At 74.9% G+C, this 12,330-nt stretch carries 13 protein-coding genes; 11 read left to right on the top strand and 2 right to left on the bottom strand.

Annotation, left to right across the window (positions count from 1 at the left end; genetic code table 11):
• The first annotated feature begins 25 nt into the window (after positions 1-25).
• From AMK26_RS14870 to AMK26_RS14830, 10 genes are all read left to right on the top strand, one after another.
• Positions 26-856 carry a thioesterase II family protein gene (locus AMK26_RS14870; protein WP_073755091.1) on the top strand — a complete coding sequence of 277 codons (831 nt, stop codon included), beginning with the start codon at positions 26-28 and terminating at the stop codon, positions 854-856.
• Positions 857-937: 81 nt separating this feature from the next.
• Positions 938-2,035 carry a glutamate--cysteine ligase 2 gene (locus AMK26_RS14865; RefSeq protein ID WP_073755090.1) on the top strand — a complete coding sequence of 366 codons (1,098 nt, stop codon included), beginning with the start codon at positions 938-940 and terminating at the stop codon, positions 2,033-2,035.
• A 53-nt stretch (positions 2,036-2,088) separates the two neighbouring features.
• Entirely contained in the window at positions 2,089-2,838 is a 750-nt protein-coding gene (locus AMK26_RS14860) for a phosphodiesterase (protein WP_241837902.1), read from the top strand.
• Positions 2,839-2,920: 82 nt separating this feature from the next.
• Positions 2,921-3,094 (top strand): hypothetical protein, encoded by a 174-nt coding sequence (locus AMK26_RS37280; RefSeq protein ID WP_198944068.1) that lies wholly within the window; start codon positions 2,921-2,923, stop codon positions 3,092-3,094.
• A 66-nt stretch (positions 3,095-3,160) separates the two neighbouring features.
• Entirely contained in the window at positions 3,161-3,343 is a 183-nt protein-coding gene (locus AMK26_RS14855; protein WP_073755089.1) for a CsbD family protein, read from the top strand.
• Positions 3,344-3,534: 191 nt separating this feature from the next.
• The gene (locus AMK26_RS14850; RefSeq protein ID WP_073755088.1) at positions 3,535-4,023 is read left to right on the top strand and encodes a DUF5709 domain-containing protein; all 489 of its coding nucleotides are present in this window, start codon (positions 3,535-3,537) and stop codon (positions 4,021-4,023) included.
• 302 nt (positions 4,024-4,325) lie between these two features.
• The gene (locus AMK26_RS14845) at positions 4,326-4,817 is read left to right on the top strand and encodes a 2Fe-2S iron-sulfur cluster-binding protein (protein WP_274536118.1); all 492 of its coding nucleotides are present in this window, start codon (positions 4,326-4,328) and stop codon (positions 4,815-4,817) included.
• Positions 4,814-5,806: an FAD binding domain-containing protein gene (locus tag AMK26_RS14840; protein WP_073755087.1), complete on the top strand. Its 993-nt coding sequence runs from the start codon at positions 4,814-4,816 to the stop codon at positions 5,804-5,806. Before AMK26_RS14845 ends, AMK26_RS14840 begins: the two co-directional genes overlap by 4 nt.
• A gap of 27 nt (positions 5,807-5,833) precedes the next feature.
• The gene (locus tag AMK26_RS14835) at positions 5,834-7,978 is read left to right on the top strand and encodes a xanthine dehydrogenase family protein molybdopterin-binding subunit (RefSeq protein WP_073755086.1); all 2,145 of its coding nucleotides are present in this window, start codon (positions 5,834-5,836) and stop codon (positions 7,976-7,978) included.
• Positions 7,979-7,995: 17 nt separating this feature from the next.
• Positions 7,996-8,931: a glutaminase gene (locus tag AMK26_RS14830; RefSeq protein WP_073755085.1), complete on the top strand. Its 936-nt coding sequence runs from the start codon at positions 7,996-7,998 to the stop codon at positions 8,929-8,931.
• On the opposite strand, the gene AMK26_RS14825 is transcribed toward AMK26_RS14830, so the two are convergent.
• Positions 8,932-10,578 carry an IclR family transcriptional regulator domain-containing protein gene (locus AMK26_RS14825; protein WP_073755084.1) on the bottom strand — a complete coding sequence of 549 codons (1,647 nt, stop codon included), beginning with the start codon at positions 10,576-10,578 and terminating at the stop codon, positions 8,932-8,934.
• 111 nt (positions 10,579-10,689) lie between these two features.
• Between AMK26_RS14825 and AMK26_RS14820 the strand changes: the two genes are divergently transcribed.
• Complete coding sequence (locus AMK26_RS14820) at positions 10,690-11,871, top strand: 4-hydroxybenzoate 3-monooxygenase (RefSeq protein WP_073755083.1); 1,182 nt, start codon at positions 10,690-10,692, stop codon at positions 11,869-11,871.
• Here AMK26_RS14820 and AMK26_RS14815 read toward each other — a convergent pair.
• On the bottom strand, positions 11,847-12,296 hold the full coding sequence (locus tag AMK26_RS14815; protein WP_241837939.1) for an MFS transporter: 450 nt from the start codon (positions 12,294-12,296) through the stop codon (positions 11,847-11,849). The genes AMK26_RS14820 and AMK26_RS14815 overlap by 25 nt on opposite strands.
• Positions 12,297-12,330: the final 34 nt, after the last annotated feature.

Genomic DNA, 12,330 nt, shown 5'->3' with positions numbered 1-12,330 from the left:
GTCCGCCCGCCAGAGGAGGATCCACGTGACCGCGTGGATACGGAACTTCCACCCCGCACCCGCAGCCGGCGTCCGGCTCTTCTGCTTCCCGCACGCGGGCGGTGCCGCGGGGGCCTACCGCGCGCTGTCCGCCGCGCTGCCGGACGGGATCGAGGCCCTTGCCGTCCAGTACCCCGGCCGCCAGGACCGCTTCACCGAGCCGTGCCTGGACGACATCCACGCGCTCGCCGACGCCTGCCTGCCTGAGCTGCGGCCGTACGCGGACGAGCCCTTCGCGCTCTTCGGACACAGCATGGGCGCCCTCGTCGCGTACGAGGTCGCGCGCCGGCTGGAGGCGGCCGGGCACACCCGGCCGGCCGCGCTGATCGTGTCCGGGCGGCAGGCCCCGGCACTGCCCCGGCAGCCCGGCACGGCGCTCCCACCGGCCGGTGCCGACGACGAACGGCTCGTCGCCGAGGTACGCGGGCTCGGCGGCGACCCCGACGGCGTGCTGGACCACCCCGGGGTGCGCGCGCTCGCCCTGCCGGCGCTGCGCGCCGACTTCCGCGCCGTGTCCACGTACCGCCGCCGGCCCGGCCCCCCGCTGAGCTGCCCCCTGGTGGTGCTCACCGGCGACCGGGACCCCTGGGTGCCGATCGACGGGGCGCGGGCCTGGCGGGAGGAGACCGGCGGCCCCTTCGAGCTGCACGTCCTGCCCGGCGGCCACTTCTACCTCAACGACCAGCTGCCCGGCGTCGCCGGGCTGATCACCGACGTGCTGCGGCCCTCGCGGTTCAAGCCGAAGGCGTCGGGAACTCGCCAGATCCCCGGTGGCCGCCCTCCGGACCGGTGCGGAGCGTCGTCCCAGCCGGGATGATGGTGCGTCCCGCGCTGTCCCCGTTGGGCCAGTCCCCGCTGGACCAACACCCGCTGGATGCGATCGGAAAGGTGGTTTCCGTTGCGCACTGTCGGAGTGGAGGAGGAACTCCTCCTCGTGGACCCGCGGACCGGCGAGCCGCGCGCCCTGTCCCAGGCCGTGCTGGCGATTGCGGCCAAGGAGAGCCGGGGCAGGACCCACGCCTTCACCAAGGAGCTGCAGGGCCAGCAACTGGAGTTCGCCACGCACCCGCAGAGCGGGATGAAGGAGCTGGCCGCCGAGATCGAGCGCTGGCGCGCCGAGGCCGCGCGGCACGCGGGCGAGGCCGGGGCGGCGGTGGTCGCCCTCGCCACCTCGCCCCTGCCCGCCGGCCCCGCCCTCACCGAGGGCAAGCGCTACCGCTGGATGCAGGAGCACTTCGGCCTCACCGCCCTGGAACAGCTCACCTGCGGCTGCCATGTGCACGTGTCGGTCGAGTCCGACGAGGAGGGCGTCGGCGTGCTGGACCGGATACGGCCGTGGCTGTCCGTCCTGCTCGCGCTGAGCACCAACTCGCCGTTCTGGCAAGGCCACGACAGCGGGTACAACAGCTACCGCAGCAGGGTGTGGGGACGCTGGCCCTCGGCGGGCCCCGTGGAGATCTTCGGCTCGGCACACCGCTACCACCAGCAGGTGCGCGACCTGATCGGCACCGGCGTCCTCCACGACGAGGGGATGATCTACTTCGACGCCCGGCTCTCCCGCAACTACCCGACCGTCGAGGTCCGCGCCGCCGACGTCTGCCTCGACGCGTCCACCACCGCCCTGCTCGCCACGCTCACCCGCGGCCTGGTGGACACCGCCGCCCGCGAGTGGCGCGAGGGCGAACCCCCCGCCCGCCACGGCGTCGGCCTGCTGCGCGCGGCGGCCTGGCGGGCCGGCCGCTCCGGCCTGGACGACGAGCTGATCCACCCGCTCACCATGCGCCCCGCCCCCGCCGAACAGGTCGTCTACACCCTGCTCGCCCACATCGAGCAGGCCCTCGACGAGAACGGCGACCTCGCCTACGCCCGCCAGGGCCTCGCCGAACTGCTCAGCGGCGGCAACGGCGCCCGCGTCCAACGCCAGCTGCTGCGCCGCACCGGCAGCCTCCGCGAGGTCGTCGCCGCCTGCGTACGCCGCACCCAGGGGGGCCGGTAGCCCCCCGGCCGGGCGGGGTACCCGGTGCTGTCCGACGACGGAAGGGAGCCGGTGTGGCGATCGAGAAGCGGGCCTTCGGCATAGCGCGGCGCATCGCCCGGCGGCGCTCGGCGCCGGCCCTCCACCCGCGGGGCCTGACGTGCGCGGGCGTGCTGGACGTGCCCGGGACCGGTGGGGACGCCGCTCCATGGGGCGTGCCGTTGCTCGACCGGGCGGGCTCGTACGACGTGACCGTGCGGTGGTCGCGGGCGGCGGGGCTGCCGGCGCGGCTGCCGGACGGACTGGGCCTCGCCCTGCGCGTGGCGGAGGCGGGCGGGCACGGCGCCCCGCTGGACCTGCTGCTGACCTCCAGCGGCACCGGCCGCCTCGGCCGCCATGTGCCGCACCCGAGGCGCGACGCCCTGGCCGGGCCGTACTCCACCCTGCTGTCCTACCGGGTGGGCGACCGGGAACGGGTGATCGCGGCCTTTCCGGCAGGGGGCCCTCGCCGCCGCGTACGCGGTGACCTGGCCGCGCTGCGCCAGGCCCTGGAGCGCGGCCCCGTCCGCTTCGAGCTGCGCGCGGCCGCGCCCGGCGAGCCCTGGCGGACGTTCGCGACCCTGACCGTCGGGACACCGCGGCCGTACCCGGAGGGGACGACGCCCACCTACGATCCGTACCTCCACGGCCTGCCCGGACTGCGCCCCACCGACCGGCTGCACGGCCTGCGCGCCGCCGCCTACAGCGGTTCCCGCCACGGCCGCACGGACGTCCGGGCGCACGGGCACCATGTTCCACAAAGCGGTAGCCGGGATTCCGCATGATCCGCCGAGCTATGGGCAGGCGCCGGGCGCCGGGACCGCCCCGGTACCCCACAGCCGCCCGTGCCCGAAGGAGAAACCGCACGTGATCCCGCGCCACACCCCTCCCGGCTCGCCCATATACGACCAGCTCGTCCAGGAGCACGGAGACGTGCTCAACGAGGCCAGAAAGCTCGCCGAGCGCACCCACCAGGAAGCCGAGCGGGTGCTGGCCTGGGACGTTTTCGGTTTCGGGCGGGATCATACGGAACAGCCCTGACTGTCCAGGTTTGCTCCGTGCGGCGCCGGGCACACACCCGGCAGACGCCGACGAAGGAGCGTGGCCATGGCACGCAAGAAGGGTTCCAGCAAGGCTTCCGCCAAGGCCGACGAGGTCAAGGGCGCGGCGAAGGAGAACGTCGGCCGGGCGGCCGGCGACGAACGTCTGACGGCCGAGGGCCGCGCCGAGCGGGCCAAGGGCGATCTGCGCCAGGCGGGCAAGAAGGTGAAGGACGCATTCCGTAGGTGATCACACCCTGATCACGCCCTCGGCGGCCCGGCAGGCGACGTGCCCCGGGCCGCCGAGTCGTGCGCGCCGACCCGCGCCCTCCCGCACTGTCCGGAATGCCGGGATGTGTGACCTGTTCCAGGCTGGATACGCGATCAGGCATACGAGCAGGAGCGCCAGGAGCAGCAGGAGAGCACACGGGAGGCCACGCCATGGCGACCGAGAACGAGAACTCGATGGGCGACGAGGTCTACCAGCCCGTTGCCGAGGACCGGGAGGACACGGGCATCCTCGACCCCGAGGACACCCTGTCGGACCGCGAGGCCGACCCCTACGACGAAGGCTGGTCGCCGCCCGAGCGGCCGCTGGCCGTCGACCACATCGGCACCACCGCCCGCGAGCAGCGCGAACGCGAGAGCCTGGACCAGCGGCTCAACGAGGAGCTGCCCGACACGACGCAGGCGGCGGAGACCGCCGACCTGTCCAACGGCATCGGCGACCTCCCCGGCGGCGACGGCGAACCCATCGACGACCAGGTGGGCCGCGACCGCTCCGGCCGCCTCGTCGCGCCCGACGAAGGCGTGCGCACGGACGACGAGAAGGACGTGGTCGCCCGTGACGTCGGCATCGCCGGAGCCGCCGCGTCCGCCGAGGAGGCGGCCATGCACACCGTCCCCGACGAGGCCGACGAGACCTACTGATGAGCACCGCGCACACGCCCCCGATCCCGAACCCCATCCCGGACCCGACGCCGACACCCGACCCGGCCCCGGACCCGACACCGGACCCGGCCCCCAACCCGGTCCCGGACGACACCCCGGCCGAGGCGGCGTCCGAGACCCCGACGCGGCCCACGTCGGGCACGCGGCCGACGTCGGGCACGCAGGCCACGCCGGGCACGCGGCCCACGCCGGGCACGCGGCCGACGTCGGGCACGCAGGCCACGCCGCCCACGCGAGGCACGCCGCCCACGCCGCCCACCCGCTCCCGCGTCGCCTTCCAGGTGAACGGCGAAATGCGCGGCCTCACCGTCGACCACCGCGCCACGCTCCTCGACGTCCTGCGCGAGGACCTCGGGCTGACCGGGGCCAAGAAGGGGTGCGACCACGGGCAGTGCGGGGCGTGCACCGTCCTCGTGGACGGGCGGCGCGCCAACAGCTGCCTGCTCCTCGCGGTCGCCCAGGACGGGGCCGAGGTCATCACCGTGGAGGGCCTCGCGGCCGGCGGCGAGCCGCACCCGGTCCAGCAGGCGTTCCTCGACAGGGACGCCTTCCAGTGCGGCTACTGCACACCCGGCCAGCTCTGCTCGGCCGTCGGCGTGTTCGCCGAGGCCGCCGCCGGGCACCCCTCCCACGTCACCGACCCCGCCCGGCCCTCCGGCCAGGGACCCGTGGAGCTCACGCCCGCCGAGATCCGTGAGCGGCTCAGCGGCAACCTGTGCCGCTGCGGTGCCTACCCCAACATCGTCGCCGCCGTCGAGGACGTGACCCGGTGAAGCCCTACGCCTACGTACGCGCCAGAAGTGTCGAAGAGGCCGCCGCCGCCCATGCCGCCCGCCCCGGCGCCCGCTACCTCGCCGGCGGCACCAACCTCGTCGACCTGATGAAGCACGGGGTCGAGGCCCCCGACACCCTGGTCGACGTCAGCCGCCTGCCGCTCGACACCGTCGAGGAGCTGCCCGACGGGTCCCTCCGCATCGGCGCGACCGTACGCAACAGCGACCTCGCCGCCCACCCCCTGGTACGCGACCGGCATCCCGCCCTGTCGCAGGCGCTGCTCGCCGGGGCGTCCGGCCAGCTGCGCAATATCGCCACCACCGGCGGCAACCTGCTCCAGCGCACCCGCTGCCCCTACTTCCAGGACACCTCCAAGCCCTGCAACAAGCGCGAGCCCGGCACCGGTTGCAGCGCCCGTGAGGCCCACCACCGCGACCACGCCGTCCTCGGCCACTCCCCGCACTGCATCGCCACGCACCCCTCCGACATGGCCGTCGCCCTCGCCGCCCTCGACGCCACCGTCCACCTGCACGGCCCCGACGGCGAACGGACCGTGCCGGTGACCGAGTTCCACCGGCTGCCCGGTGACCACCCCGAGCGGGACACCGTCATCCGGCCCGGCGAGCTGATCACCGCGGTCGTCGTCCCGCCCACCACGGCCGGGCTGCCCTCCGCGTACCGCAAGGCCCGCGACCGTGCCTCGTACGCCTTCGCGCTCGCCTCCGTCGCCGCCGTCCTCGACGTGGCCGATGACGGGACGGTACGCCATGTGGCGCTGGCGTTCGGCGGCCTCGCCCACCGCCCCTGGCGGGCCCGCCTCACCGAGACCGCGCTGCTGGGCGCCGCGCCCACCGAGCATGCCATCGCCCACGCGGTGGACGCCGAACTGGGGCTGGCGCAGCCGCTGCGGGACAACGCCTTCAAGGTGCCGCTCGCCCACAACCTGGCCTGCCGCGTCCTCGCCGAACTGGCCGCCGCCCGCCCCTGAACCGGCCTCCGAACCGAAAGACCAGCGATGCACTCCACCCGGACCCGAACCCGCGTCCCGCCCGCGCCCGCCCCCGCCCTCGGCACCGCCACCGAGCGCGTCGAGGGCCGGGACAAGGTCACCGGCGCCGCCCGCTACGCCACCGAACTCGCCCACACCCCGCCCGACTGCGCCTACGCCTGGCCCGTGCCCGCCACCGTGGCCCGCGGCCGGGTCACCGCCGTCGACACGGCCGCCGCCCTCGCCCTGCCCGGCACCCTCGCCGTCCTCACCCCCGACACGGCACCCCGCCTCGCCGAGCCCGACGACCCCACGCTCGCCGTCCTGCAGAACCCGGCCGTGCCGCACCGCGGCTGGTACGTCGCCCTCGCCGTGGCCGAGACCCTGGAGGACGCGCGCGCCGCCGCGGACGCCGTCCACGTCACGTACGCCACCGAGCCGCACGACGTCACGCTCACCCCCGACCACTCCGACGCGTACCGCCCCGACGAGGCCAACGGCGGCGTCCCCGCCCGCCGCGAGCGCGGCGACGCCGAGGAGGCCTTCGCGGCCGCGCCCGTACGCGTGGACGCCACCTACCGCGTCCCGCCGCTGCACAACCACCCGATGGAGCCGCACGCCGCCTACGCCCGCTGGGACGGCGAGGGCGCCGGGGCCCACCTGACGGTGTACGACTCCAGCCAGGGCGCGAACCCCGTGCGCGCCGTCCTCGCCGGGCTCTTCCGCCTCCACGAGGACCGGGTCACCGTCGTCTCCGAGCACGTGGGCGGCGGGTTCGGCTCCAAGGGCACGCCCCGCCCGCACGTCGTGCTCGCCGCGATGGCCGCCCGCCACACCGGCCGGCCGGTCAAGATCGCCCTGCCCCGCAAGCACCTCGCGGCCGTCGTCGGGCACCGCGCCCCGACCATCCAGCGCGTCAGGCTCGGCGCGGAACGCGACGGCACCCTCGTCAGCCTCAGCCACCAGGTCACCACCCACACCTCCCGTATCAAGGAGTTCGTCGAGCAGGGCGCCGTCCCCTCCCGGGTCATGTACGCCTCGCCCCACAGCCTCACCGACCACCTCGTCGTCCCCCTCGACGTGCCGAGCCCCTCCTGGATGCGCGCCCCCGGCGAGGCACCCGGCATGTACGCGCTGGAGTCGGCCATGGACGAACTCGCCGGCGCCCTCGGCCTGGACCCGGTCGAGCTGCGCGTCCGCAACGAGCCCGCCACCGAGCCGGACAGCGGCCTGCCCTTCAGCAGCCGCGGCCTCGTCGCCTGCCTCCGCGAAGGCGCCCGCCGCTTCGGCTGGTCCGACCGCGACCCGCGCCCCGGCGTCCGCCGCGAGGGCCACCTCCTCACCGGCACCGGGGTCGCCGCCGCCACCTACCCCGTGCTCGTCTCGCCGTCCACCGCCACCGTCACCGCGCTCCACGACGGCGGCTACGACGTGCGCGTCAACGCCACCGACATCGGCACCGGCGCCCGGACCGTCCTCGCCCAGATCGCCGCCGACGCGCTCGGCGTCGCCCTCGGCTCCGTACACATCGGCATCGGCAGTACCCGCCTCCCGTACGCCCCGCTCGCCGGCGGCTCCTCCGGCACCGCCTCCTGGGGCTGGGCCGTGCACCAGGCCTGCACCCGGCTGGCCGAGCGGCTCGCCCACCACGTGGGCCCGCTGCCCGCCGAGGGCCTGTCCGCCGCCGCCGACACCACCGAGGACGCCGAGCGGACCCCGCCGTTCGCCCGGCACGCCTTCGGCGCCCACTTCGCCGAGGTCCAGGTCGACACCGGCACGGGCGAGGTGCGGGTGCGACGGCTCCTCGGCGTGTACGCCGCCGGGCGGATCCTCAACCCGCGCACCGCCCGCTCGCAGCTCATCGGCGGCATGACCATGGGCCTGGGCATGGCCCTGACCGAGCACAGCACCATGGACCCGGTCTTCGGCGACTTCACCGAGCGGGACCTCGCCTCCTACCACGTACCGAGCCACGCCGACGTCCCGGACATCGACGCCCACTGGGTGGAGGAGACGGACGCCCACCTCAACCCGATGGGCAGCAAGGGCATCGGCGAGATCGGCATCGTCGGCACCCCGGCCGCCATCGGCAACGCCCTCCACCACGCCACCGGCGTCCGCTTCCGCGAGCTGCCACTGACCCCCGACCGGGTGCTGCCCGCCCTGGCGTAGCCCGTACTGTGGGGGCCGTGCCACCCTCCGCCCAGCCCGTCACGGACTTCCGTCCCGTGCTCGACCGCATCGCCGCCGACATCGCCGCCACCCCCGGCCGCGGCCGGCCCGCCGACTACATCCCCGCCCTCGCCGAGGCCGACCCGAACCGCTTCGGGATGGCCGTCGCGGAGCTGGACGGCACGGTGTACGGGGTGGGGGACTGGCAGCAGCCGTTCTCGGCGCAGTCCATCACCAAGGTGTTCACCCTCGCCCTGGTGCTCGCGACGGACGGCGAGACGCTGTGGGAGGGCGTCGGGCGCGAGCCGTCCGGCAACCCGTTCAATTCACTGGTGCAGCTGGAGTACGAGAACGGCATCCCCCGCAACCCGTTCATCAACGCGGGCGCCCTCGTCGTCACCGACCGCCTCCAGTCGCTGACCGGTGACGCCTCCGGCAGCCTGCTGGACTTCCTGCGCGCCGAGAGCGGCAACCCGGCGCTGGACTTCGACGAGAAGATCGCCGCGTCCGAGTCCGCGCACGGCAGCCGCAACGCGGCCCTCGCCCACTTCATGGCCTCGTACGGCAACATCACCAACCCGGTGCCCGACCTCCTCGACCAGTACTTCCGCCAGTGCTCGGTGGAGGCGTCCTGCGCCGACCTGGCCCTGGCCGCCGGGTTCCTCGCCCGGCACGGCATACGGGCCGACGGCTCGACCCTGCTCACCCGCAGCCAGGCCAAGCAGATCAACGCGGTCATGCTGACGTGCGGGACGTACGACGCCGCCGGCGACTTCGCCTACCGCGTCGGCCTGCCCGGCAAGAGCGGTGTCGGCGGCGGCATCATCGCCGTCGTACCCGGCCACTGCACCCTGTGCGTGTGGAGCCCGGGCCTCGACCGGCGCGGCAACTCGGTGGCGGGCGTCGCGGCGCTGGACCGCTTCACGACGCTCACCGGCCTCTCCGTCTTCTGATCACCCCGTCGCGACGCGGGTGAAGCGGCCCGCGACCGCCAGGTCGGCCTCGATCCGGTCCGCCGTCGCCCGCAGCTGGGGCAGCAGCTCGTGCACGCACTCCTCCGCCGTGCGCCGCACGCTGTGCATGGCCACGTTGACCGCGGCGACGACCGTCCCGGCGCGGTCGCGCACCGGTACGGCGATGGACCGCAGGCCCTCCTCCAGCTCCTCGTCGACCAACGCGTACCCGGAGCGGGCGACCGAGTCCAGGACCGAGGCCAGCTCGGCGGGGCCGGTGACGGTGTACGGAGTCAGGGCGCGCAGCTCGGTGCGGGCGAGCCGCTCGGCCCGCTCCCCGGGCTCCAGCCCCGCCAGCATCACGCGCCCCATCGACGTCGCGTACGCCGGGAAGCGCGTCCCCACGGTGATGTTGACGCTCATGATGCGGCTGGTGGCGACGCGCGCCGTGTACCGGATGTCGTCGCCGTCCAGTACGGCGAGCGACGCGGAATCGTGGACCCGGGTGGCCAGCGCGGCCAGATGGGGCGCCGCGATCGCCGGCAGGGTGGTGCGGGACAGCGGGGGGTACCCGAGGTCCAGCACGCGCGGGGTGAGCCGGAACGTCCGCTCGTGGGCGGTGACGTACCCCAGGTGCTCCAGGGTGATCAGTGCGCGCCGTGCGGTGGCCCGGGCCAGGCCGGTCGCCTCGGCGACGGCGCTGAGGGTCAGGGTGTCGCGCCCTTCGCCGAACGCGGTGAGCACGGTGAGCCCCCGGGCGAGCGATTCGATGAAGTCCCGCCCCAGCTCCTGCTTGGACGCGCCGGTCCACGCGGCGAGCGCGGCCGGCCTCAGCCCCGGCCGCGGCGGCGCCGCCTCGCGCAGCTCCCGCTCCATGGCCGCCACCGCCGCCCGCAGCCGGGGCAGCGCCGCCTCCCGCAGCGAGGAGGCGCTGTGCCGGCTGGTGTGGCTCACCACGCTCACCGCGCACGCCATCCCCCCGTCCGGTGCGCGGACCGGCGCGGTCACGGCCACCAGCCCCGGCTCGATCAGCTGGTCGTCCAGCGCCCAGCCTCGCTCGCGCGCCTCCTCGACCCGCGCCTCGAAGGGCACCTCCCGGGTGGGCGGCGGTACGGCGGGGAAGCCGCGGTCCTCCGGGTCGGCGGCGCGGCGCTCGCGCCAGCGCGTCCACTCCGTCTCCGTCCAGCCGGCGGCGAAGAGGGGGCCGGGGCCGGTGCGCTCGGCGGGCAGCAGGTCGCCGATGCGGAAGCTGAGGGACATGGCGCGGCGCCGGGTCGCCTGGTGGACGAAGCGGATGCCGTCCCGGTCGGCGACCGCCATGGACACCGACTCGTCCAGCTCGTCGGCGAGGGCGTCGGCGCGGGCGCCGAGCAGGCCGGGCAGGCGGATCGCGGCCAGATAGGAGTTGCCCAGCTCCATCAGGCGCGGGGCGAGGGTGGCGTCGCGGCCGTCGAGGCGGACGTACCCCATGCGCGCGAGGGTGGCGGTGACCCGGTCGACGGTGGCGCGGGCGAGGCCGGTGGCGCGTTCCAGTTCGCTGAGGCTGAGGGTCCCGGCGGCGTCGGTCAGCGCGCGGAGGACGGCGATGCCGCGCATCAGCGGGGCGACCGCCTCCGGTGGTGGGTCCGTGGGGCTCGGGGAAGGCATCGGCTCTCCGTCGCTCAGGTCGGGGCGGGCGTTGACAGGGTCGGGCACCGGGCGCACACTCACCCCACCCAATATCGTGAAGTTTACTTCACTGGACGAACAGGAGAGCGCATGCACACCACCGTCGGGATCATCGGCGGCGGCCCGGCCGGACTGCTGCTCGCCCGGCTGCTCCACCGCGTGGGAGTCGACAGCGTCGTCCTGGAGAGCCGTGACCGCTCCTACGTCGAACGGCGCCAGCGTGCCGGCATCCTGGAGCAGGCCACCGTCGATGTCCTGCGGGACGTGGGTGCCGGTGCCCGCCTCGACCGCGAGGGCCTGGTCCACGACGGCATCGAACTGCGCTTCGACGGGCGCGCCCACCGCCTCGACTTCCTCTCCCACACCGGCGGGCGCAGAGTGACGGTGTACGCCCAGACGGAGGTCGTCAAGGACCTGATAGCGCTTCAGCTCGAAGACGGGGGACCCCTGCTCTTCGGCGCCGAGGTCCACGCCATCGAGGGCGCCGACACCGACCGGCCCCGCGTCCGCTACACCCACGAAGGCCGGGAACAGACCCTGACCTGCGACTACGTCATCGGCTGCGACGGCTTCCACGGCATCGCGCGCAGCGCCGTACCCGAGGGGCTGCGGACGACGTACGAGCGCACCTACCCGTACTCCTGGCTCGGCATCCTCGCCGAAGCGCCGCCCGTGTACGACGAGTTGATCTACGCCCACTCGGAGCGGGGCTTCGCCCTCGCCAGCATGCGCACGCCCACCGTCAGCCGCCTCTACCTCCAGGTGCCCAACGGCACGGACCCCGCCGACTGGCCCGACGAGCGGGTCTGGGACGAGCTGGACGCCCGCTTCGCGCTCGACGCCGAGCCCGACTGGCGGCTCAAGCGCGGCCCGGTCACCCAGAAGTCGGTGCTGCCGATGCGCAGTTGGGTCACCGAGCCGATGCGCCACGGCCGGCTCTTCCTCGCCGGGGACGCCGCGCACATCGTGCCGCCCACCGGCGCCAAGGGCCTCAACCTCGCCGTCGCCGACGTGGTGGTGCTCGCCCGCGCCCTGGCGCACCGGCACGCCACGGGCTCGGAGGAGCTGCTGGAGGCGTACTCCGACACCTGCCTGCGCCGGGTGTGGCGGGCCGAGCACTTCTCGTACTTCATGACGACCACCCTGCACACCGACCCGGACCAGTCGCCGTTCGACACCCGCCTCCAGCTCGCCCAGCTCGACCGGATCGCCTCCTCGCCGCACGCCGCCGCAGAACTGGCGTCCAACTACACCGGCCTGCCGATGGGCTGAGCCGTCCCGCGCGACGCCCGCGCGGCGAGCGGTACGCACGCGATGGCGGCCGCGCCCAGCAGCCCGGCCATCGCGAAGGCGGTGAACCCCCAGCTGTCGTGGCCGCTCGCCGCCAGCACCCCGCCCAGCCACGGGCCGAACACCGCGCCCGTACGGCCCACCCCGGCGACCCGGCCGAGGCCGGCGGCGCGCTCGCTGTCGCGGTAGAGGGTGCTGGTGGCGGCGTACACCATGACCTGCGCGCTGAACAGCACCACACCGGTGCACGCCACCACCACGTACGTCCACCCCAGCGGCAGCTGCGAGCGCAGCAGCAGCGCCCCCGCCGCGGTGAGCACGAACCAGATGGCCGAGACGCGCACCGCGCCGAACCGGTCGGCGGTGCGCCCGGTGACGAGCAGGCCGACGATGCCGCCCGCGTTGATGACCAGAAGGAAGCTGACGGTAGATGTTGCCGTC

Source organism: Streptomyces sp. CB03234 (assembly GCF_001905885.1).
GTDB lineage: Bacteria > Actinomycetota > Actinomycetes > Streptomycetales > Streptomycetaceae > Streptomyces.
Note: the sequence above shows the minus strand (reverse complement) of the source record. Positions and strands in the feature narration are given on the sequence as shown.

Coding starts and splice junctions, on each gene's coding strand:
- AMK26_RS14855 (WP_073755089.1), top strand. CDS start 3,161: ATGGCACGCAAGAAGGGTTCCAGCAAGGCTTCCGCCAAGGCCGACGAG.
- AMK26_RS14850 (WP_073755088.1), top strand. CDS start 3,535: ATGGCGACCGAGAACGAGAACTCGATGGGCGACGAGGTCTACCAGCCC.
- AMK26_RS14835 (WP_073755086.1), top strand. CDS start 5,834: ATGCACTCCACCCGGACCCGAACCCGCGTCCCGCCCGCGCCCGCCCCC.
- AMK26_RS14825 (WP_073755084.1), bottom strand. CDS start 10,578: ATGCCTTCCCCGAGCCCCACGGACCCACCACCGGAGGCGGTCGCCCCG.
- AMK26_RS14820 (WP_073755083.1), top strand. CDS start 10,690: ATGCACACCACCGTCGGGATCATCGGCGGCGGCCCGGCCGGACTGCTG.